The following is a 23334-nucleotide window of genomic DNA, read 5'->3' as shown; positions in this document are numbered from 1 at the left end:
TCCTGCCTTCAATTACGAATTACGAATTATGCTTCCATTTATTCGCTCAGATTTAGCCCAATTTACCGCTTATAAACCCCACCCCAGCAGTACTACAGCCGAACCCGTTGCCACGCAATTTGATCGGCTGGATACTAATGAAAGTCCCTATGATTTGCCAGTGGAAATCAAAGAAAAATTAGCGTGGACTTTTCAACAAGTCATTGAAAGCAATCGTTATCCTGATGGTGGACATGAGACACTCAAAGATGCGATCGCACAATATGTCAATGAGTCAGCTAATCTTTCATCCTCTCTTGTGACTGCTGCAAATATTTCCGTCGGTAATGGTTCAGATGAACTCATCCGTTCTTTATTGATTGCCACCTGTTTAGGCGGTGAAGGTACTATTTTAGTTGCCAACCCCACTTTTTCCATGTACGCGATTTTGGCGCAAACCTTGGGCATTCCTGTGGTGACAGTGGGTAGAGATGAAAACAATTTTGCAATGGACTTAAAAGCGGCACAATCTGCCCTGGAAGCCACTCAAAATCCTCCTATTCGGGCAGTTTTTGTTGTTCATCCCAATTCCCCAACCGCCAATTGCTTAACTGCGGCAGAATTAAACTGGTTAGCTAGTCTACCAGAGCAGATTTTGGTAGTGATTGATGAAGCTTATTTTGAATTTAGCCAAACTACCTTAGTTGGGGAATTAGCACAGCGTCCTAATTGGGTAGTGCTAAGGACTTTTTCCAAAGCTTTTCGGTTAGCAGCGATGCGGGTAGGCTATTGTGTAGGTCATCCAGATGCGATCGCTATTTTAGAAAAAGTTCGTCTACCCTACAATCTCCCCAGTTTTTCCATTGCTTCGGCCTTAGTAGCTTTACAAAATCGCCAACTTTTACTCTCATCAATTCCCCAAACCTTGAGTGAACGCAGCAAACTCATCACAGCTTTATCTTCACACCCAGCATTAGCAATTACAGCCAGTGATACCAACTTTATTTACCTGCGTCTCCAACCAAATTCTTCTCACCCAGCAGACACTACTTTAAAAAATCTCCACCAAACACTCAGAAACCAAGGAACTCTTGTGCGCCTACTTCCTGGTGGATTGCGAATTACCGTAGGAACACCCGCCGAAAACGTCCGTACCCTCAATCGACTACAAACTGCCTTGGCAAATCTGGAATCTTATTAACTATTCGTGATTATTAATATAGTCATCTAAATCACTGCCCAAACGTCTCACTATTGCTACCGTTTGCGGCAGCACACCCACTAACATAGCAAAAGCCACATCTGGCAGATCAGCAACTACATCAGCAGGGAAATACTGTTCAAATTGATCGAGAATTTTTTGTACTCTCTGACTAGAAACAGAGTTTTCTGTAATTTGTTTGATTAAACGAATCCATTGTCGCCTAATCAAGTAAGCTTTTTCACGATCTTCATGAGATTCAGCATCTAATAACGATAGATTGCCTATAGGTAGTACAAATTGACAATCACTATCATAATTACCGCCTACCACTGCGCCTGGCCCAGCAAACTCTGCATGATAGCGTTTAAATATTATTAACCCATTCCGCTTACGACTATTAACAATGAATACTTTTCCACTATGCAGAGACGCAAGAATATTAGATCCATGCGATGCCTGCTGCGAACATCGCCATCTCTCAGTTCCATCTCGCATGACAAATTTGTCCAGGAAACTAGTTTCAGGGCAATATGTTGATAGCAACATAGTCTGATAGCGTCGGCGTTGTTCGCTATCCATTTTCTCTCAAACTTTTGATCAAGGTAGTAGGATTATGCACTTCTAGACTTCCACGAACTAGCTGTTTAATTAAACTAAGTTTCTGATTTTGTTTCTATGTTCAAAAATTTTTCAGTGATATCTAAGTGAATTATTAATGACTAAATCGGTATTGTTTACAATTATATACCCATATACTATGGAATCTAACTGAATTTGTCTCCAACAGCAGGAGACTTTTTTAAAGTTTTTATAAAGATTAAATTGACAATACAAAGTTAGCATAAAGATTTCCAGAAATGTTAATCTGTGCAACCACTGTTTTGTGAGCTTTTCTTTCCTTTCCATAAATTTTCTGCCATAAATCTTGACAATATGCTCATGTAAATTTATGAGCAGGTATATATAGTTTAAATGCGAATTAGCGTAAAGTGACAAGCTCCCTTCTTTTCCCTAGCTACATTTATGTAGCGTCTCGTTGAGAAGCTTTACTAATCAGGTGTTTATGCAAAAAAATCTGCCGCGAGGAGTTGAGGAAAAAGGTATTCCAATGAGATTCAACCTTATGTACCCGATATCCCAGCTTAAAATAAAGTTGCCTAGCTTGATAGTTATTTTCCAAAACATGGAGATATAAATCTTGAAACCCCCAATCTTGGCAGACTTGTTCACAGCTAATAAGTAAACTAGAAGCCAAGCCATATCTACGGTATTTGGGATCAACAGCTAAATTAGATAAGTAGGGAAAAGACTTGTGAACATTTGCCCAGGAATCGCTGAAGCGTATACCCAGTTCTACAGTTCCCAGTATTTGATCAGTTCCACTTATACTACTGTCAACAGCCACCAAACAAACGTGATGAGGTGTCCTTGACGCTAGACGATATCTTAAATCTTCATAAATTCCCAAACGAAATAATGGAAAAGCCCACCCCCACAAACCTTTTTGGGAGTGAAAACTTTCAGAAATTATTTGGGCAATACCAGGCAAATCAGCAGATGTAGCCGCACGAATTTGGAGTTGCCAGGAATTGGGAATGCGAGCATCTGTAACTGACTTTTGGTAGTGTTGGTGAAAAAACCAGGATTTCAAAGCGAGTTTAGGATTAATTTGATTAAACGATAATTATCTTAGATTATGCTCTTTTACCTTGCTCAATCATGTTCAGGGATCTCGTTAAATATATGATGGTTTAACGGTCTACAATGACTGAGGGATCTGAATGCCCCTGTAATCGCACCACCTGCCACCAGCCTTCTTCAAGCTATTGGTGGTAGAAAAACAAAGTCTCACTGGCGGAACCAATGTCTCCAAGGAGGCTTACCCTCTGGGAAGCTTATATCTCTGGACTAAAGCCACAGGGTTTTCGCCCTGCATTTTTATCAGAGATGAGTGGTATCTTTAGTAAACAACTAGTTGACAGTGATTTGGCTAGTGTGAATACCGACTCTCATGGTTGAGAAACTACTCTTAGAGTAAAATCAGGTTTTCAGCATCTCCGGTTCTCAATTTACCTAACTCTAGCACCTGTCTGAGTGCTAACTTGGAAACAAGTACTTGTTTAATAGTATACTTTAACTTTAAATATGACTATTGTAATATTCATGGCTATATCATGACTATGATAAATAAAATTGACCGCCAAGTGTTAGTGCAACTGCTGGAATGGGAAAACTTAATATACCGCTTTATGGTGATTTTTTATCCAGATGGAAGCGCCTTATGTAGTCCAAGCAGGTTATAAAAGGAGATGAGGAAAGATTTTCTCAGTGAAAATCAACATGATGAATCAAAAATGACGCTGGAATCAACTGCATTTTACCTTTTTAACCAGTCAATACCAGCTATTTACAATTATTGTGAATAAACACTCTTATACTTAGTAGTCATGTGGCCTAACAGTTTTTTGGTCGAAATGCTCGAACCTTACCTGACTCAGAAATATATTGACCTGATCAGACTATTCTTTATCCGACTGCCGTTGCAGCAGGAAAGCGGTGCATGACATCACAAGCAAACAGTAAGCCGAAAATTTTAGTTGTCGATGATGAACCAGACAACCTTGACTTGCTTTACCGCAGTTTCTATCGCGAGTATCAGGTACTGAGGGCTAACTCTGGGCCTGCAGCGCTAGAACTGCTGGCACAAGAAGGAGACGTATCCGTGATCATCTCAGATCAAAGGATGCCAATGATGAGCGGTACAGAATTTTTAAGTCTGACAGCAACTCAATACCCAGATATTATCCGAATTATTTTAACTGGCTACACTGATGTCGAAGATTTGGTGGAAGCTATTAACTCTGGCAAAGTATTTAAATATGTTACTAAACCTTGGGAAGCTGAAGAACTTAAAGCAGTTGTACGCCAAGCTTTGGACACACATAATGTCCTCAAAGCCAGAACCCGTGAACTCACTCGTACACTTCGTAGAGAATCGCTGCTTAATACTGTCACTAATACAATTCGTAGCGCTCTAGACTATCGGCAAATTTTGCAAACCATTGTTGATACGGTGGGGCATATGTTAGAGGTGGATGTTTGCCTTTTACGTCCCTTCCAAGATGAGCAGTTGGCAGATGAAGGATTTACTTACCAAAAACCTGCTCAATCGCTAGATCAAGATCATGGAGAGAGTGATTCGTCTTTACCTCCAAACCAACCCGATGGGAAGTTACCAGATGAGAATTTAGACTCTATTATTCCCTTATCTCTATTAGTTCAGACAGTATGGGAAACCAATGAGGTACAGGTAATTTACGATGTGGCCAATGATGAACGCATCCAAGGGAATGCAGAACGCGCTGCGGCTTTTAGTGCTGCCAATATTTGTTCTAGCTTAGTTGTGCCGCTGATTTGTCAACAAGAACTTAGAGCAGTATTAGCTCTACACCAGTGTTACCAAGCCCGGAGTTGGGGAGATGAAGAGGTGCAACTGGTGTCAATTGTGGCTGATCAAGCGGCCTTGGCTTTATCTCAGGCTTATGCTTATGAAGAAGTGGAAGCTTTAGCAAAGAGAGAAGCTTTGATTAATACAATTACTAGGGAGATTCGTTCTAGCTTAGACCCGCAAGATATATTTTCAGCAATAACCCAACGATTGGGACAAGCTTTACAAGTGGATGGTTGTGTTCTGTCTTTATGGACAGAGGAAGATGAATTTGTCCAATGTGTGGGTTTGTATGACAGTTCTCAAAATTTAGAAAATCATCATGAGAATCATCTCAATAGTAAGCATCGCTCTTTAACTCCACAATTACCGATTTCCCAAGCTCCTATTCGCAAGAATCCGATTCTGCAAGAGATATTACACACACAAGAACCAGTGGTAATTACGGATATCACCCATTCTTCATCAGATGTCCAGGCTTTTGATTTACCTTTAAAAATGCGACCGCGATCGCTAATGGTTGTGCCTCTATTGATTGAGGGTAAATGCATTGGTAGTATTACTCTGAGGGAAGGAAATAAAGTTCGGAAATGGTTGACATCAGAAATTGAACTATCTAAATCAGTAGCAGCCCAAGCAGCGATCGCAGTACAACAATCACGGTTGTACCAAAAAACTCGTGAACAAGCTGAACGCTTAATAGAACTAGATAGGCAAAAAACCGAATTTTTCCAAAATATCTCCCATGAATTTCGGACTCCTATCACCTTGATTCAAGGTCCCCTAGAATCGGTGGTAGAAAATGGTGAAGGGTTATCCCATGCCCAAAGTGCGATCGCACTCCGCAATTCTCGCCGTCTCCTACGCTTGGTAAATCAACTACTAGATTTACAACGTCTAGATGCTGGCAGAATGCAGCCTACTTTCCGCCCTTGCAATATGGTCGAATTTATCACCCAAATTGTGGAATCATTTCGACTCTACTGTGAGAAAAAAGGACTGCAAGTCCTGACCGATTTACTAGAATGTCCGACAGTCTACTTGGATATGGAAAAATTTGACAAAGTAGTTTACAACCTGCTGTCAAATGCCATGAAATTTACACCTGACGGAGGTATCATCACCGTCAGATTATACAATGAGGGCGATAGCTGCATACTGCAAATCCAAGACACAGGAATTGGTATTCTTTCCGAACAAATTCCCCACCTATTCGAGCGATTCCGTCAAGCAGAAGGCTCCGAAAACCGCACCTATGAAGGAAGTGGATTAGGTTTATCCCTAGTTAAAGAACTAGTAGAACTACACGGTGGGCAAGTCACAGTACAATCAGTTTACGGACAAGGTACTCAATTTAGCTTAAGGCTGTTGACTGGTTCAGATCACTTACCTCCAGAACAAGTACTAGAAGCACCATCGGAACTGAATAATAATCGTGCCAGTGTAGAATTGGCAGACTTAGAACAGGTAGAGTCAGTCAGAGATAACCCAGAACTGATTACCAAAAATTTATCCCCCAGGTTAGAAACTCTAGACTCTAACAAACAAGTTCAAAATAATGAGCAATCAATCTTAGTTGTAGATGACAACCGAGATATGCGGTTCTATGTGGCCGATATCCTTCGTCACAGCGGCTATCAAGTACTGACCGCTCGCAACGGCTACGAAGGTTTTAGTTCGGCACAAGAGAATCATCCTAACTTGATCATCACTGACTTAATGATGCCCTTGGTGACTGGACTAGAAATGATTCAGATGATCCGCAGTCAAGACCAGATGCGAGGTACGCCAATAGTTTTGCTGACAGCAAAAGTTAATGAAGAAACTCGCATTGAAAGCACAGAATATGGTGCTGATGCCTATTTAGCTAAACCATTCAATGACCGCGAACTTCTAGCATCAGTCAGGAATCTTTTAGCCCTGAAGGAAAATGAAAAACGGGTGTTGGAATTAAACACCTACCTCACAGAATCTGTTCTCAAACGCTTTTTGCCATCTGCACTCGTAAAAAAAGCTGCCGCTGGAACTTTATCCCTAGACTTGCGACCAGAACCCCGCTTGGTTACAGTATTGTTTAGTGACATTGTTGGTTTCACCCAACTATCCAACACCCTCAGATCCCGAAAAGTAGCAGAGGTGCTGAATGAATATTTAGAAATCATGACCAAAGTTGTTTTTAACAATGGCGGTACTGTAGATAAATTTATGGGAGATGCTATTTTAGCCTTGTATGGAGCGCCAGAAGAACTAACACCTAATGAACAGGTACGTCGGGCGATCAATACAGCCAGAGGAATGCAAAAAGCCCTAATTCAGTTAAATAATCGTTGGCTAGAACAAGGTATATTCGAGACTGACGGCAGGAATGGAGTACAATTTCGCTGTGGCATCCACCAAGGCACAGCAGTTGTGGGAATGTTTGGAAGTGCCGAACGGGCAGACTATACAGCGATCGGACCAAGCGTGAATATTGCTGCTAGATTGCAAGCTGCCGCTGTACCTGGGAACATCCTTGTTTCTGCCGCCGTCGCAGATTATTTACAGGAAGAAGAAATCACTAAAGGTAGTCCATTGGAACTTAAAGGTATAGATGAAACAGTTCTCACATTTGTAGTTACACCAGAACCATAGATTTTCATACTGGATTATATGAAAAAAGTAGGCGCAATGCTGAAAGCAACGTGTCTAGCGGCTGTTTGACACAGCCCTGAATAGTGAATTGCTCTTGGGAATCGCCGTCTTTTTAGAGTGGAAACGTCAAATCCTGTTTTAAGTTCACTATGACACCATCAGTTACAGATAAATCTCCACTTTCTACGACAAGCTGGAGGAGACATACTGATCCACCTTTTTTGTGGATTATTTTATTTATAAGTTCAGTTTCGCTACACCTGTTAATTTTTTGGTTGTTACGCTCATCTAATGAATTTAAACCTTGGATTCCCCAATCTAGCCAAGCTGAAATTCCGGTTGATTTGATAGATATTTCGCCTCAAGTACAATCAACTGCCAAACCCGATTCAACACCTAAAACAGTTACATCAAAATTTTCTTCGTTACCTCAAAAGTCTGTCACAGCATCTTTACCAAAAATCGCGCCAACTACCCCTAATAATCCAGATGATGGCGTTATAAATCCTGATTTTAATCTCTCACAGCAAGGTGAGAGCAAAAATACTGAAGTTAATAATCAATCAGTTCCGCCTACACCGAGTCCCACAGCGCAAGTCACTCCTACAGCTACACCCACTGAAACAATTCCATCACCGAGTCCTACAACACAAGTCACCCCTACAGCTACACCTACTGAGGCAATTCCATCACCGAGTCCTACAACACAAGCCATACCTACAGCTACACCTACCGAGACAATTCCATTAAATGACCTTCCCTGGAATCGCCGTCAAGAAGTCAAACTCGGTCAGGGAACTCTATTACCAAACGATTTTCCCTCAGATTCACCAACTCCCACTCCAGAAGATTCACCAACTCCTAATCCAGAAGATTCACCAACTCCTAATCCAGAGGATTCACCAACTCCTAATCCAGAGGATTCACCAACCCCTAATCCAGAAGATTCACCAACTCCTAATCCAGAGGATTCACCAACTCCTAATCCAGAGGATTCACCAACCCCAAGAGGAGGAGGTGCAATCGCTAACGTTGCTCCTATACTAAAAGATGAAGTCAACGAATTAAGAGAACAACAGCAATTAAGAGTTGATGCTTTACCTGATGTTTTGGCAGAATACCAAGGTAGTCGCACCAAGGAATTGGAAGTAAGTTTTTCACCTGGCGATTCTGGACTTAAGCCAGCAAATATATTGGCTAGTTTAGTAATTGATAAAAATGGTAACTTTGAGCAAGCGATCGTCATCAACATCGAACCGGCGATACTCAGCAGTGAAAAAAGCATCTATGAGCAAGCGCTTAATGATATTTTTAGGCAAGAGAGCTTTCTTGCTGCCTATAATCTAGATGGATCAAAACCAGATTTGAGTAATTTGTATGTGCGGATTAGAATTGAGCCAATAAATTCCCCATAAATAGCTTGTAATTTTAGAAAAGCTATGTTAAAGTTATTTAGCTGGAAATATGCGGGTGTAGTTTAGTGGTAAAACTTTAGCCTTCCAAGCTAATAATGCGGGTTCGATTCCCGCCACCCGCTTTGAGAATAATTAAGGACAAAAAGGCGGTTATTCCAAGGATGGGGAGACCCCGCCCCTACAGGGGTTGTTTGGATCTTTATCCCAACGCAAAGGGTTTTTAACGATGTATTGACGAGCGATGTCTAAAATTTTTTGATGATCGATAATGCGATCGTAATAATTGCGTTGCCATATACGCAGTCCAAGAGTATCATCAATTTTATTAATTATTTTTGTTGTTTGATATTTGTAATACGCAATTATTTGTCCCAATGTCGTTTTCTTCCGTAGGGGCGGGGTCTCCCCGCCCTCTTTTATATAATCGTTTACATCCAACAATTCATCATTAATCACAATAATTCCATGAACGTGATTAGGCATAACAACAAATTGATCTAATTCAACATTAGGAAAATGATGGGGGATTTTTAACCAAAATTTATGGACAATAAAACCCCTGACTGTGAACTTCATTTCATCGTTGATGATTTCGCCTAAATTACATTCACGGTGTTGGGTACAAATGGTGATGAAATATGCTCCTGGTTGTGAATAATCATAACCCCGTAGGCGTGTTGATTGGCGATGGTGGATTTTGGGGTTATATTTCATGCTGGATGTGGAGCGTTGATTTTAGGGTTTTGGGATATTATGGCGCAGGTAAAGGGTCGGTTATTCCAAGTTATTCCAAGTTATTCCAAGGGCGGGGAAACCCCACCCCTACTACTTTCAAATCGCAACAATGCCAAATCATTATTCTATAAAACTTCATATCAATTTCGTATAAATCATGGGTGGGAAATTTAGTTAAAAAAATATCACTGTACAAAATTTCCAGTGATAGGTAGATATGGATTATTTTTAAGAGATATCTGTCACATACAGATCAAAACTGTGACAGAACTATAATAATTAACCAAATCTACCGCTGATGTAAGCTTTTGTATCTTCTTGCTGTGGATTGTTGAAAATTAATTCTGTCTCTTCGTATTCGACTAAATAGCCTGTGCGACTACCTTTATCAGAGGTTTTAACGTTAAAGAAGGCTGTTTTATCAGAAACCCGTGCTGCTTGTTGCATATTGTGGGTAACGATAACGATGGTGTAATGTTCTTTGAGTTCGTGAATTAGTTCTTCAACCCGCAAAGTAGAGATGGGGTCAAGAGCAGAACATGGTTCATCCATGAGTATAACTTCTGGTTGAACTGCGATCGCTCTGGCAATACATAAACGTTGTTGTTGTCCACCGGATAGAGACAAACCACTTTGTTTAAGTTTATCTTTGACTTCATCCCACAAAGCAGCTTGTCGCAAACTGCGTTCTACCAATTCATTCATATCACCTTTGTAGCCGTTGATTTTAGCTCCAAAAGTAATGTTGTCAAAAATTGATTTAGGAAAAGGGTTTGGCCTTTGAAACACCATACCAATCCGACGACGTACTTCTACCGGATCAATATCTGGTGCATACAAATTATTATCACCAAAATAAATTTTACCTTCGGCTCGAAACGATTCAATTAAATCGTTAAGACGGTTATAGCATCGAAGTAATGTACTCTTACCACAGCCTGAAGGTCCAATGAAAGCTGTAGCCTTATTTTTGGGGATATCTAGCCAAACATTCTGTACAGCAAGGAAGTTACCGTAGTAAATATTCAGGTTTTCTGTACGTAAAATCGCATCAGTCCCGTTGATTGTACTAGTGTTAGTAGCCATAAAAAGTTTAGAGATAATGAGATAATTAGGATGATCACTCATCCTGTTGAAGTATTTTGTTAAGCTTTTTGCCTTGTTGCCCAGCGAGCGATGATACTAGTAATCAGAACCATCAAAACCAATATTAAAGAAGCAGCCCAAGCTAATGACTGCCAATTTTGAAAAGGTGAAACAGCAAAGTTATAAACTAAAACAGCAAGAGAAGCTGTCGGTTGCAATAAGCCACTAGGCCAAAAAGAGGAAAACAGAGCAGTAAACAGTAAAGGTGCTGTTTCTCCAGATGCTCTAGCGATCGCTAAAGTAGAACCAGTTACAATGGCTGGTAAAGCTGCTGGTAAAACTACTTGTATGACCGTTTGAAACTTAGTAGCTCCTAACCCCACAGATGCTTGCCGCAAATCTTGAGAAACCAACTGTAGAGCTTCGTCTGTGGTTCGCACGATCGTGGGTAACATCAAAATTGCCAACGCAAACCCACCACCGAAAGCTGAGTAAGATCCTAAGTTCAGCTTGACTAATGTCAAAACTACAATCCCATAGGCAAATACCCCTGCAATAATTGAGGGAACTCCACTCAGAATATTAGTAGCAAAACGTATCCACCTAGCTACTTTACTAGAGCTAAACTCTGTTAAATAAATTGCCGCTAATACACCAAAAGGAATGCTGATTAATGCACCAATTCCCACCATGAATAGGGTTCCCAAAATGGCATTACCAAAACCTCCTCCCTTTCTCAGAGGCGCTGGTGGCAATTCTGTAAACACACTGAGATTTAAACTGCTAAAACCTTTAAACAATACATAAGAAAGAACAGCCACCAGAGGTAGCAGCGCCAATACTCCACAAATAAATGCAACTACGGTCATCACCGTGTTGAACATTGTTCGGGGAGAGGAAGGGGAGCGAGTCAGGCTGCTTTGGGGAAAAGAAGAAGTCATAAATTCAACCTAAAACTACAGTCGCTTAACCCGGAGAACAATAAACTCTGCCAAAACATTCACTACCAGCGTTAGGAAAAACAGAACTAAAGCAGCGTACATTAAAGCTGAAATTTGTAACCCACTGGCTTCAGAAAATTGGCTGGCCAGTAGAGACGAAATTGTATTAGATGGAGCGAGTAAGGAAATATTAATGTTGTTAGAATTACCAATCAACATTGTTACAGCCATTGTTTCTCCCATTGCTCTACCAAGTGCCAACATCACCGCACTGACAATGCCAGAAAAGGCAGCGGGGATGATAACTTGAAAAATTGTCTCCCAACGGGTTGCTCCTAGTCCGATAGCTGCTTGACGTAGACTGGAGGGTACAGAAATTAAAGCATCACGGGAGATAGCAGTGATAATTGGCAAAGTCATAATTGCTAATATCACTCCAGCCGGTAGCATTCCTGGCCCTGTGGGTGGGGTGCTAAAAAATGGTATCCAGCCCAAGGTATTATGTAGCCATTTTCCCAAATTAGCTAAAATCGGGACTAAAACAAAAATGCCCCATACTCCGTAGACAACACTAGGAATAGCTGCTAGTAGTTCTACTAAAAATACCAGTACCACCCGCACCGGAGCAGGTAGAAAATTTTCACTTAGTAAAACAGCAGTACCGACACCAATAGGTATAGCTAATAACAAACCTAGAAAAGAACTAATGAGAGTGCCATAGACTTGTGGCAGCACCCCATATTCATTATTTACAGGGTTCCAAGTGGTTTTAAATAAAAAGCCAAAACCAAACTCTTGAATGGCAGGCCAAGCCCCAATAGCCACCTGTGCAGTGATCCATAATAAAGCGCCAGCGATCGCTAGAGCAAAAATCCCTGTCAACCAAATAAATCCCTGATCTAGAGATTTGTCTATTTCCGAGCGCTGTTTAATCGCTGATGGCATATTCTGAAAATTTGTAGTCATAAATACTGACTGAAAAAATCAAATCAGAAAAAATGTGAGAGGGAACCAGACTTAAGAAGAAAGTACTGAGTATGAACCCACTAAGCAATCAAAGCTGTGCTGATATTAGTGACTACAGCAAGCCCTAATTATTGCTTCGTCGTTTTTTGCATCTGAGACACCAGCTAATCAGGGTTCCCAACTGATTGGTTAATTAAATTAGTATTTGAGTTTTGGGGACAGACGGTAGAAAGATACTACTTACTTGCACTAGTACCATTACCAACAGCAATTTTATAGTCAGGACTGATTTGGTCAGCAGCAGCAGCAACCTTAGCCGCTACATTTGGGGGTAAAGGAACATAACCTAATTCGGGAGCAAGTTTTTGTCCTTCAGTCAAAGCGTACTCAATTGTTGCTTCAACAGCCTTAGCTTTAGCGGCATCAGAGTACTTTTTATAAGCCAGAATCCAAGTGTAGCTAACAATAGGATATGACTCTTCACCTTCAGGATCAGCAATAAAAGCGCGGAGATTTGCTGGTAGAGTTACGGCTTCCAGGGTTTTAGAAGCTGACACCTCATTATCAGAAATAAATTTGCCTGCTTTATTTTCTAAAGCCGCAAACTTAATATTATTTTGTTTGGCGTAGCCATACTCAATGTAACCAATAGAACCTTGAGTTTGTTGAATTTGTGCTGTTACACCTTCATTTCCTTTAGCGCCAACTCCCACAGGCCAGTTTACGCTTTTACCTTCGCCAACTTTAGTTTTCCACTCTGGGCTAATAGCACTCATGTGTTTTGTGAACACACCTGTAGTCCCACTACCATCAGCACGATATACAACAGTGATTGGTTGTTTGGGCAGCTTTGCTTCAGGGTTAGCTTTAGCGATCGCTGGATCATCCCATGACTTGATTTTACCTAGCAATATATCAGTATAAACTGTTCGTGGTAGTTTGATCTCAGCAACGTCTGGCAAGTTGTATGCCAGAACAATACTCCCAGCACTCACAGGTAGTAAAATTACGCCTTTATCCTGGGGGACTTTAGCGATTTCTTCATCACTCATTGCTACATCACTGGCACCAAAGTCTACAGTACCTTGGACGAATTGCTCAACACCAGCACCGCTACCCACTGACTGATAGCTAACTTGCAAATTCGGATACTTTTTGTTTAAATCAGCAAACCAACTTGCATACAATGGCGCTGGAAAAGTTGCACCTGCACCAGTTAAGGTAATATTTCCACCAAGATCCAGTTTAGCTGGACTAGAAGCAGTAGTATTTTGAGTAGTCCCAGAAGTATCAGTATTTGCAGTGTCTGGCGTTGAATCTCCGCCACAGGCAGCTAAACCTATTGCCAGTGATAATACGGTTGCTGAAGCCTTAAGACAATTATTCTTTACTGGAATTAGACGTAATAGCATTGTTGTCAAAATTTTGTAAATTGGCAGATGAGCGCCTCTAAGATACCTCTAAATGATTCGCCTCAAGGTAAACAAAAGGTAAACAAAAGGTTAATAAACCAATAATTCTTTGTTTTTACAAACGAATAATGAAAATTTGCCTTACTAATATGTGACATATATTATACCAATTGTCCGTAAACTTTTCATAATAATTACTGGTAATTTTTTCTCGATATTTATTTTTTTAATCAAGTTACCTTAAATATATCTAAATTGATTACAGAACGTGGTAGATTTATAGTTTTAGAAAACAGTTAGGATATCTAAAACCTAGATTTAGTACCGTTAGCTTATACTGATGGCTGTTAGTTTTTTCTTTAGCCTTTTCCCTGTTGCCTGATAAATGTTTGCTGCTTCCAATCAATTACTTTGGTCCATGATTGGCTTACTCCTGACAATGGGTGGCACGTTCCTAGAAGCCTATGGCACTACCTTTCCTTGGAGTTGGAGTCAGCAAGGAATTAAAACTTTTTCATTAGGTGTTAGCTATCAAATTGGCGCAGTGCTATTGGTAGGTTGTTTAGGAGGCAAAAATGCTGGTGCGCTTTCACAAATTGCTTATTTGGTTATGGGATTAACCTTATTGCCTGTATTTTCCGAAGGAGGCGGTATCGGTTATGTTAAGCTTTCTCAGTTTGGCTATCTCCTGGGCTTTATTCCGGGCGCTTGGATTTGTGGTTATTTCGCCTTTAAAGCTAGACCTCGTTTAGAAACACTGACTTTTAGTTGCTTTTGTGGCTTATTAACAGTACACATCTGCGGTATTGCTTATTTGATGATCAGCTATCTTTTTTCTGGCAGAGGTGCAGAAAATTTACCTTTAATACAAGCAATTCTGAAATATTCCTGGTTTTCACTACCAGGACAATTAGTTGTAGTTTGTGCCGTCACCATAGTAGCTTATGTGCTAAGACATATAATGTTTTATTAGTCACTAGTGGTCTGTCAAATGACCAATGACTAATGACTAATGACTAATGACTAATTTACCATGCGTTTAAAAAATCGCCTCTTTTGGATTTCTGCCTTGTTCGCTTTTTTTCTAGACCAACTAACAAAATATTGGGTAGTGAGAAACTTTGCTTTAGGACAAACACTACCATTACTGCCAGGGATATTTCACTTTACTTATGTTACAAACACTGGTGCAGCTTTTAGTCTGTTAAGTGGAAGAGTAGAGTGGTTGCGCTGGCTATCCTTAGGAGTAAGTTTAGTATTGATAGCGATCGCATCGCTAGGCCCAGTCTTAACTCTTTGGGAGCAGTTGGGTTATGGTTTGATTTTAGGTGGAGCGATGGGTAATGGTATTGATAGATTTTTCTTAGGCTACGTAGTTGATTTTCTTGACTTTCGCCTAATTAACTTTGCTGTATTTAATATGGCAGATTCTTTTATTAGTATTGGTATTGTTTGTTTGTTAATTGCCTCGTTGCCACAAACACCAACTTCTCATCGGAGATGAACTTAACATAAACTACTCTCAAATCAAACATCCTCAAGTTGATTAAACTGTTTTAAAAGTTTGATATCCCACTGCTAACAAGCTCAACAATTTAAATCTCTATCGCTAATCCCATTGAATTTTTGAATGTCAAAAATCCGCTGATTTAGTGATAGAGATTATTTTTTAATACAAGTGTGTTAACAATCCCTTAGTTGAACAAATGAACGTAGCGAGACTTGTTCATTAAGGAGTGCGAATATCAGATGCAGGAGTTTGTGGCACAATAGTTGCGGGGGCTTGGTTAGAGACACCTCCCTTTTGTTCACTACTGCTACCTGAATTACCAAATTCAAGTGAAGAAGGGCTTTCTGGTGCGGGAGTTGATTGACTAGAATTATCAGACTCTGGGGAAATTTGTGTTTCTGGTACTATATTTGTACCAGGATTAACGTTGTTTTCACCAGGACTAGTTTCTACTGCTGGAACAAAAGAAGGGACATTGGCATTAAGCGGTATACCACCTGGACAACGGGAATTCAGAGGGAAATATTCACAGAGAATTTTCATCCCTTCTGGTGACATTTTAATTTCCGTTGGCGAACTAATAGATGAGTTACTCGATTCGGTGAACAGGGATTTACTGGATTCAGCCATAGCAACATTACTGGTAAATGCCAAAGTTATGGCTGTACCAATTAAGGTCAGAGATTTTCCCTTCATTCTGAAATTAACCTCAAGGTCAACGGAACACTTCGCTAATTAAATCAGACAATTTATTGGACAAAATCTGCCTAAATGAAGATGTAAAATTTTGGGAAAAATGGTACATATCTTGAGTAGAGGTAACATTTAAAACTTTTGTTAATTTCATAGTAGTTTTTAGCAATACAAAAATAAATATAGTAGTTGAATGTATGCGACTAGCTTTTTCAGATAAAATAAGCATTTGATTGGAGTAGCAAGAATATATATATATATAGACTAGTGCAAAAAATCACCAGTTAATTTTGCCAGCTAGATAGCCGTTTGTATAATCAGCCACATAAAAAATTCAGTACGATCAATTTATTTTTGGCTTGTGAGTAAAATGGTGTCAGACTAGCATTAAAATTGCGATCCCTACGATTTTGTCTTCACTATATAGATGTGATGTGATATAGCCGATGAGTTTCCCGCAGCCTCCTCAAAAGCCACAAACTTTACTTGGTCAACTGACTCAAGCAGTAAATACTATTCAAGCTAGGGTTGATTTTTCCAAACTGGCGCTCAAGCCTAATGCCAAAGTACCGGAACTCTGGGTGCAGGATGCGGGAGCGGATAAAGCGGAAATATACCCCTTATTAGGCGATCGCTATATTCTCGGTCGTAGCTCCAAATCCTCCGATATAGTTGTCCGCAACCCAGTAGTTAGTCAAATTCACCTGTCCCTATCCCGCGATTCCAGCCAACGAACTCCAATTTTCACCATCAAAGACGAAAATTCCACCAATGGCATTTATCTTGGCAAGCGACGAGTCACTTCTCTCGAACTGCGTCATGGTGATGTTTTTACCCTGGGTCCACCAGAACTGGCAGCCTCAGTCCGATTACAATACGTCGATCCTCCAGCCTGGTATATCAAAGCAGCGACTTGGGGGTTTTATGGTGTTGGCAGTGTCAGCGCTTTATTGGCGCTAGGAATTGGTGTTGAATGGACTAAATTTACTGTCAAACCCCTACCGACAGCGACACAAGCCCCTGTAATTGTTTATGCCCGTGATGGCTCTACACCACTCCGAGAGCCTCGGAATATTGCTCACGTAGACCTGAAACAGTTATCAGAGTTTGGCCCTTATTTACCTGCCGCTGTCGTAGCTTCCGAAGATAGTCGTTATTATTGGCACTTTGGGGTTGACCCTTTAGGAGTTTTGCGAGCCGTACTCATCAATAGCCGCTCAGGAGATGTCCAACAAGGCGCTAGTACTGTTACCCAGCAAACTGCCCGCAGTTTATTCCGCGATTATGTAGGTAGACAAGATTCTTTGGGGCGTAAAGTGAGGGAAGCAATTGTCTCGCTGAAGCTAGAAACCTTTTACAGCAAAGATGAAATCTTACTCACTTACTTAAATCGGGTATTTTTGGGGGGGGATACATCCGGCTTTGAGGATGCTTCTAAATATTACTTTGAGAAGTCAGCTAAAGAATTAACTCTTTCAGAAGCAGCAACCCTGGTAGGCATCTTACCTGCTCCCAACGCCTTCGATTTTTGTGGAGATGGACCAAAGAAGCTAGGCGCAGCTGATTACCGCAACCGCGTGATTAAACGAATGCTGGAAATGGGCAAAATTAGCCCAGAAGAAGCCAATCGCGCCAGACGATCTACCGTCCAAGTTAGTCCCAAAGTTTGCGAAAGGCAAGCTCAGACAATTGCCCCTTACTTTTACAATTACGTCTTTCAAGAACTGGAATCAATTTTAGGGGAAGGAGCCGCAAGAGAGGGCAACTATATCATCGAAACCCAGTTAGATCCAGCAATTCAAGCCCAGGCAGAATCAGCACTACGAAATTCAGTTAGTAACGCAGGTTCAAGCTTTCGGTTTTCACAAGGAGGTATGGTAACTCTGGACTCCAGAAGTGGCAGTATCTTGGCAATGGTAGGGGGAGTTGATTACAGAACAAGTCAGTTTAATCGTGCTACTCAAGCTAAAAGACAACCTGGTTCCACTTTCAAGATTTTTGCTTACACTGCTGCACTTGAACAAGGAATATCATCATCCAGAAGTTATTCTTGCGCTTCTTTTCCTTGGCAAGGTTTTACCTACAGGCCATGCCGGTCTGGTGGTGGTGGTAGTTTAGATATAGCTACCGGTTTGGCTCTCTCTGAAAACCCCATTGCTTTAAGGGTTGCCAGAGAAGTTGGATTAAATAAAGTAGTGGATATGGCCAAGCGTCTAGGGGTACAATCGTCACTTGATCCAGTTCCTGGTTTAGTTCTAGGTCAAAGTGTCGTCAATGTTTTAGAAATGACTGGTGCTTTTGGTGCTATTAGCAATCGTGGTGTGTGGAATCCTCCTCATGCCATTAGTAGGATTTTAGACAGTAGCGATTGTGAAGATCGTCAGGATTTAAAAACCTGTCGTGTTATCTATTCCTTCGACCAAGATCCAGATGGCAACAGGCGAGTGCTGAAGCCAGGAGTTGCTGATGAGATGGTGAGATTAATGCGTGGTGTCATCACTAGGGGTACTGGCCGCAGTGCTTCCCTGGGACTGGGTGAAGGCGGTAAAACTGGTACAACTGATAAAAACGTAGACTTGTGGTTTATTGGTTTTATTCCTAGTCGGCAACTTGTAACTGGTATTTGGTTAGGTAATGACAATAATTCCCCCACATCTGGTAGCAGCGCTCAAGCCGCTCAGTTATGGGGAAATTATATGGGGAGAATCACAAAATAAATTCGTAATTAGTAATTGATAATTCGTAATTAGGGGTTGCTGAAAAAGTCTTTTCGTGGAGACAGGGAACAGGGAATAGGGAACTCTTAACAGTTTCAAGAGTTAGATGGGAACGATTTTTCCTTTGCGTAGGAATTAAATGCAAGGTTTTTAAGTTTACACCTCTTAAAAGCTTGCACTTTTTTACCTAAAAACGACTCAAACCCTTTACCTGTAATCTTTTCATGTTTATTCAGCAAGCCCTAATTAATCTTTCAATTACGAATTACGAATTAGTAATTACGAATTATTATCTGTATCCTTGCCAAGGATTAACTTCCAATGTACCGTTAGATTTGAATACTACTTGGAAGTGAGCTAGGGCTTCTTTGTTATTAGGAGCGGCAGCATTTGATCCATATACGGATTGGAACATCTGTGGTAAGGGTGTTTCTCGAAAAAAGTCAAAGGCTACTTGGTTGAGTGGTTCATAATCAGCAATTACACCAATTTTGTTTACCGCTACCCGATATTTCAAATCTTTGTTAAACGTAGGTGTAACGCTCCAATTTTGGCGAATTGTATTATAAAGCTTTTGGTTTAAATCTTTGACTGTATTAGTGTCATTGATTTTTTCGCCGATTACCTCTGGTTTTCTAGCATATCCCAACCAAGGACTGACTTCTAAGATGCCTTGTTTAGTAAAGACTACTCGGAATTGGGCGATGCGTTCGTTAGCAATATTACGGTTAGCAGGATTGTATAGTAGATTTGGTAGTGGGGTTTTGTCTACTGCTTCATTTGACCCTTTGTTTACAGCTTTATAACCGACGATACTGCCATCAGCAGCTACACCCAAACGATAGATTAAATTCTCTGTCAATTCAGAACGATTATTCCAAGCTGGGTGAATTTGGTTATAAACTTGGCGATTCAATGCGCGTAGCTGGGATGGATCTGTAATCTCTGGAACTGAATTTAGAAGTGCTTCTAAATCTTTAATAACTGCTGTCGGTGAGGCTGAGGCTGTTGGTGTTGTAGTTGGTGTGTTCGAGGCTGTGGTTGTAGGTGAAGCTGTGGGTGTTGTGGTACTAGACTGTTCCTCTGGCTTTGGTTCTGGTGGACGTACTTGGGGAGGAGGAATTAAGCTAAAAGCGATCGCAGCTACGGCTAAAGTTGATAATCCTACTGTCGCTGGTACTGCTTGTTTTAATACCGCTTGACTAGCACCACCATAACGTCTGGTGACAGGTTGTAGTTCCAGTGATAATTCGGGCAACGTTTGGGTGTCAGCAAAAAACTGATCTACCGCTTCAACTAAATCAAACAACTGCACAGTATTCAAATCAACTTGAATCAATGGCTGTTTAAGATCATTTGATTTAGACTCAAAACCTTCGGCAGCAATTTCTGAATGCACAATCAACTTGTGTCGATTGCTATCAATTTTTTGCAACTCTACTAACTCTGATTCATGGTTATGTGCTTGGGGGTTGGGTACATTACTTAAGAATTCTTGAGCATAGGCACTTACTGCTCTCACCAAGCTTTCAAAAAATTCCCGCCCTCCGGCTATGGGCTGAGTATAACTAGATAAATAGCATTCTGCATTGACCAATATAGATAGCTCTGGGCGCAGTTCTTGAAAGTGACCAGATAGTGTGACATCACTTAACCCTTCTAAGAGCAGCGTGCAATTAGGTAAACTGTATTTACGTTGAATATTCATTCTACTTCACCGTCAAAAAGAGAAATCCAGAAACGCTGCATTCCAGCTGTACCGGTGCAGAATAGTAATTTTCCTAATAAATCTATAGCCAGTTCATCTAATTTTTCATCAGAGTTGAGGGTTAATAAAACAGAACGTCTGGAATTCATCCGGCTTTTAAAATGCGCTCTAAACCTTTCTAGGTAATTAGCTAGACGTAGATTTTGTTCTAGTGGAATCTGTTTTTCAGACAATTGCTGATATATCATTAGTAACTGACGGATGACAACTGTTAAGCGTCGGGCTATGTAGCAAGCAATCACTACTAAAGCTTTCGCTTCTATGATACTTAAAGGGCGGCGGATATGCGCTCTTCGTAAGGGGTTAGAAGCTCTCATTCGCCATAAGTTTACCCGATTTTTAATAATTCCTGTCAGGTCTAACTCTTGGGCAAAAGCGAGGATAGCTTCAGAACCGCCAAGCTCTAAGGCTTCAATAGCAAGTAACATGAGGTCTATTTGCAAAGCAGTTCTGCGAGGGCATCCCTGTCCAGCGTTAGCGAAGCTTGCCGTAGGCATCGCTGGATCTGGTAAAGTATCCAAAATCATGGGCATTGCCTCAGGAATTGGACTATCAAACGGCGTTAAACTTGCGGAAACATTCATTCTCTAAAATACCTTGTGCGCTGCCAACAAACTGAGTGAAACAAAATTTAAGATAGATAGCCAAACCAGCACTTAGGCTGGTGGTGACATGAGCATCTCAATATATACAATACTTACTTTCGTTACTCAAATATTTCCCTATACTGTCATGAAAGTTTTAAACCATTAGATCACCTACTTGTTTAAGGTTAGTAGCCAAGATACATCAGCTGGGATGAAATTTTAAGTTATTCTCAACAAGTGACGAAACCAAGCCTCAATCCCCAGCGTATGACATTATAGTGTACGATTTTTCAGGTATCTGGATTCGGGGATTGGACACTGGGGACTCGAAAGCAGAGGCTAGAAAACACTCTTAACCAATTACCCATTACCGTTCGGAGTTCGGCATTCGCGTAGCGTCCCGCAGGGAAGGCTCACTCGAGCCGCTGACGCTCACGGCGGAAGCCAATTACCCATTACCAACTACCTAATCACTGTTTTATGGATTTAAAGTCTCTGATTCGTGACATACCAGATTTTCCTCAGCCAGGAATTTTATTTAGGGATATTACCACCTTACTGCGTGATCCAGAGGGTTTACGCTATACTATTGACTTTTTAACACAAAAATGTATTGAATCTGAATTTCAGGTTGATTGTGTTGTGGGAATGGAGTCGCGGGGGTTCATTTTCGGCGCACCTTTAGCTTATAAATTAGGATCTGGTTTTATTCCTGTCCGCAAAAAAGGAAAGTTACCAGGGGCAGTTCATAGTATTGATTATGAACTAGAGTATGGTACAGACAGCTTGGAAGTGCATCAGGACGCTTTACAACCAGGTAGTAGGGTTTTGATTGTAGACGATTTGATTGCTACGGGTGGAACTGCAAGTGCAACGGCTAAGTTGGTACAGAAGATTGGCTGCGAACTTGTGGGGTTTGGGTTTATTATCGAGCTACGGGATTTGCAAGGGCGGAAACATCTGCCTGATGTACCGATTATTTCCTTGGTTGAATATTGAAATTAGAAGGAGTCAGGAGTCAGAATAAGTTAGTGGGGGAATTAAACCCGTTTATACTCCTGCGGAGAAGCAAGCTACATCCACCATTTGCACAGAATTCGGAATTGAATTCTTACTCCTGAATTCTGATTGTTAATTATTAGTCATTGGTTTTCAATAAGTGATTACTGGCAAATTATGACATCTACGAAAATTTCCCTGGAGACAACTCGTAATGCACTAGTGAGACTAGTGACAAGTGAGACTTTTATTTATGTAATCAAAAGATTATTGCAGGCGCTGTTAACGATTTTTTTAGCGTCGGCTTTGTCGTTTTTTATCATGAAGTTGTCTCCGGGGGATTACGTGGATACATTGAGACAAAATCCAAAAATTTCACCAGAAAGGATTGATGAAATACGACAACAATTTGGCTTAGACAAGTCTTGGCCAGAACAGTTTGTGTTTTGGTTGAAACAAATTATTACTAGGGGTGATTTTGGGACAAGTTTTGTTTACCAACGTTCTGTATCGTCGTTGTTATGGGAAAGAGTACCAGCGACATTGTTATTAGCGATCGCATCTTTAATTGTAACTTGGGCGATCGCTATTCCCTTGGGTACACTTGCTGCTGTTAAGCAAAATCGCCCCACAGACAAGATTTTGCAGGTTTTAAGCTATGCTGGACAAGGATTCCCTAGTTTTATTACTGCCTTATTTCTATTATTCTTCGCCCAAATAACCACCCCATTATTCCCAGTGGGTAACATGACCAGCATCGATCACGCTGAACTCACAGGATTGGGTAAAATAGTAGATATCGGTTGGCATATGATTTTACCGTTAATTGCCCTAAGTATCACCAGTTTTGCCGGGTTACAACGCATCATGCGTGGTCAACTATTGGATGTATTACGTCAGGACTATATTCAAACAGCACGCGCTAAAGGACTACCAGAAAACCGCGTTATTTATGTTCATGCATTGCGGAATGCCATTAACCCCTTAATTACTTTATTAGGATTTGAATTAGCAGGTTTATTAAGTGGTGCATTTATTACAGAAAATTTCTTCAATTGGCCAGGTTTAGGGAAGTTGACTTTACAAGCTGTTTTAGCAAAAGATCAATATTTAGTAATGGCCAGCTTAGTAATGAGTGCAATCTTATTGATTATCGGTAATTTAATTGCTGACTTAATGTTAAAAGCAGCAGATCCAAGAATCAAATTAGAAGATTTGAATTAGTCCGGGAACAATTACGAAT

The 23334-nt window shown here is 40.7% G+C and carries 19 protein-coding genes and 1 tRNA gene; 10 read left to right on the top strand and 10 right to left on the bottom strand.

What is annotated here, in order from left to right; translation table 11 throughout:
* Positions 1–28 precede the first annotated feature (28 nt).
* The gene (locus ACSQ6I_RS12510) at positions 29–1180 is read left to right on the top strand and encodes a histidinol-phosphate transaminase (protein ID WP_438890646.1); all 1152 of its coding nucleotides are present in this window, start codon (positions 29–31) and stop codon (positions 1178–1180) included.
* Here ACSQ6I_RS12510 and ACSQ6I_RS12505 read toward each other — a convergent pair whose 3' ends face one another.
* Together ACSQ6I_RS12505 and ACSQ6I_RS12500 are read right to left on the bottom strand one after the other, a co-directional pair.
* On the bottom strand, positions 1181–1762 hold the full coding sequence (locus tag ACSQ6I_RS12505; protein WP_438890645.1) for a hypothetical protein: 582 nt from the start codon (positions 1760–1762) through the stop codon (positions 1181–1183).
* Between the two features lie 442 nt (positions 1763–2204).
* Positions 2205–2834 (bottom strand): GNAT family N-acetyltransferase, encoded by a 630-nt coding sequence (locus ACSQ6I_RS12500; protein WP_438890644.1) that lies wholly within the window; start codon positions 2832–2834, stop codon positions 2205–2207.
* 212 nt (positions 2835–3046) lie between these two features.
* On the opposite strand from ACSQ6I_RS12500, the gene ACSQ6I_RS12495 reads away from it, so the two are divergent.
* The 4 genes from ACSQ6I_RS12495 to ACSQ6I_RS12480 all read left to right on the top strand — a co-directional run bounded on the left by ACSQ6I_RS12495 (position 3047) and on the right by ACSQ6I_RS12480 (position 8799).
* Positions 3047–3202, top strand: a complete 156-nt coding sequence (locus ACSQ6I_RS12495; protein WP_438890643.1) for a hypothetical protein — start codon at positions 3047–3049, stop codon at positions 3200–3202.
* A gap of 541 nt (positions 3203–3743) precedes the next feature.
* Entirely contained in the window at positions 3744–7262 is a 3519-nt protein-coding gene (locus ACSQ6I_RS12490; protein ID WP_438890642.1) for a response regulator, read from the top strand.
* A 149-nt stretch (positions 7263–7411) separates the two neighbouring features.
* Positions 7412–8677: a hypothetical protein gene (locus tag ACSQ6I_RS12485; protein WP_438890641.1), complete on the top strand. Its 1266-nt coding sequence runs from the start codon at positions 7412–7414 to the stop codon at positions 8675–8677.
* A 51-nt stretch (positions 8678–8728) separates the two neighbouring features.
* A tRNA-Gly gene (locus ACSQ6I_RS12480) sits at positions 8729–8799 on the top strand.
* 28 nt (positions 8800–8827) lie between these two features.
* On the opposite strand, the gene ACSQ6I_RS12475 is transcribed toward ACSQ6I_RS12480, so the two are convergent.
* From ACSQ6I_RS12475 to pstS, 5 genes are all read right to left on the bottom strand, one after another.
* Entirely contained in the window at positions 8828–9391 is a 564-nt protein-coding gene (locus ACSQ6I_RS12475; protein ID WP_438890640.1) for a transposase, read from the bottom strand.
* Positions 9392–9691: 300 nt separating this feature from the next.
* Entirely contained in the window at positions 9692–10498 is an 807-nt protein-coding gene (gene pstB, locus ACSQ6I_RS12470; protein WP_438890639.1) for a phosphate ABC transporter ATP-binding protein PstB, read from the bottom strand.
* 59 nt (positions 10499–10557) lie between these two features.
* A complete protein-coding gene (pstA, locus tag ACSQ6I_RS12465) occupies positions 10558–11439 on the bottom strand; it encodes a phosphate ABC transporter permease PstA (protein WP_438890638.1) in 882 nt (293 codons plus the stop codon).
* 15 nt (positions 11440–11454) lie between these two features.
* On the bottom strand, positions 11455–12405 hold the full coding sequence (gene pstC, locus ACSQ6I_RS12460) for a phosphate ABC transporter permease subunit PstC (protein ID WP_438890637.1): 951 nt from the start codon (positions 12403–12405) through the stop codon (positions 11455–11457).
* Between the two features lie 236 nt (positions 12406–12641).
* On the bottom strand, positions 12642–13817 hold the full coding sequence (gene pstS, locus ACSQ6I_RS12455) for a phosphate ABC transporter substrate-binding protein PstS (RefSeq protein WP_438890636.1): 1176 nt from the start codon (positions 13815–13817) through the stop codon (positions 12642–12644).
* A gap of 385 nt (positions 13818–14202) precedes the next feature.
* On the opposite strand from pstS, the gene ACSQ6I_RS12450 reads away from it, so the two are divergent.
* Positions 14203–14790 carry a biotin transporter BioY gene (locus tag ACSQ6I_RS12450; protein ID WP_438890635.1) on the top strand — a complete coding sequence of 196 codons (588 nt, stop codon included), beginning with the start codon at positions 14203–14205 and terminating at the stop codon, positions 14788–14790.
* A 60-nt stretch (positions 14791–14850) separates the two neighbouring features.
* Complete coding sequence (gene lspA, locus ACSQ6I_RS12445; RefSeq protein WP_438890634.1) at positions 14851–15321, top strand: signal peptidase II; 471 nt, start codon at positions 14851–14853, stop codon at positions 15319–15321.
* Positions 15322–15546: 225 nt separating this feature from the next.
* Here the strand turns inward: lspA and ACSQ6I_RS12440 are convergent, their stop codons facing one another.
* The gene (locus tag ACSQ6I_RS12440; protein ID WP_438890633.1) at positions 15547–16023 is read right to left on the bottom strand and encodes a hypothetical protein; all 477 of its coding nucleotides are present in this window, start codon (positions 16021–16023) and stop codon (positions 15547–15549) included.
* Positions 16024–16466: 443 nt separating this feature from the next.
* On the opposite strand from ACSQ6I_RS12440, the gene ACSQ6I_RS12435 reads away from it, so the two are divergent.
* Positions 16467–18737, top strand: coding sequence for a transglycosylase domain-containing protein (locus ACSQ6I_RS12435; protein WP_438890632.1), 2271 nt, complete (start codon positions 16467–16469; stop codon positions 18735–18737).
* A gap of 289 nt (positions 18738–19026) precedes the next feature.
* Here the strand turns inward: ACSQ6I_RS12435 and ACSQ6I_RS12430 are convergent, their stop codons facing one another.
* Entirely contained in the window at positions 19027–20445 is a 1419-nt protein-coding gene (locus tag ACSQ6I_RS12430; RefSeq protein WP_438890631.1) for a DUF4335 domain-containing protein, read from the bottom strand.
* A complete protein-coding gene (locus ACSQ6I_RS12425; RefSeq protein WP_438890630.1) occupies positions 20442–21089 on the bottom strand; it encodes a DUF3038 domain-containing protein in 648 nt (215 codons plus the stop codon). Before ACSQ6I_RS12425 ends, ACSQ6I_RS12430 begins: the two co-directional genes overlap by 4 nt.
* A gap of 483 nt (positions 21090–21572) precedes the next feature.
* On the opposite strand from ACSQ6I_RS12425, the gene ACSQ6I_RS12420 reads away from it, so the two are divergent.
* Together ACSQ6I_RS12420 and ACSQ6I_RS12415 are read left to right on the top strand one after the other, a co-directional pair.
* Positions 21573–22091: an adenine phosphoribosyltransferase gene (locus tag ACSQ6I_RS12420; RefSeq protein WP_438890629.1), complete on the top strand. Its 519-nt coding sequence runs from the start codon at positions 21573–21575 to the stop codon at positions 22089–22091.
* A 177-nt stretch (positions 22092–22268) separates the two neighbouring features.
* Positions 22269–23315, top strand: coding sequence for an ABC transporter permease (locus ACSQ6I_RS12415; protein ID WP_438890628.1), 1047 nt, complete (start codon positions 22269–22271; stop codon positions 23313–23315).
* Positions 23316–23334: the final 19 nt, after the last annotated feature.

The organism is Anabaena sp. WFMT (assembly GCF_051781005.1).
GTDB lineage: Bacteria > Cyanobacteriota > Cyanobacteriia > Cyanobacteriales > Nostocaceae > Anabaena.
This window is presented reverse-complemented; position numbering and strand designations above follow the sequence as displayed.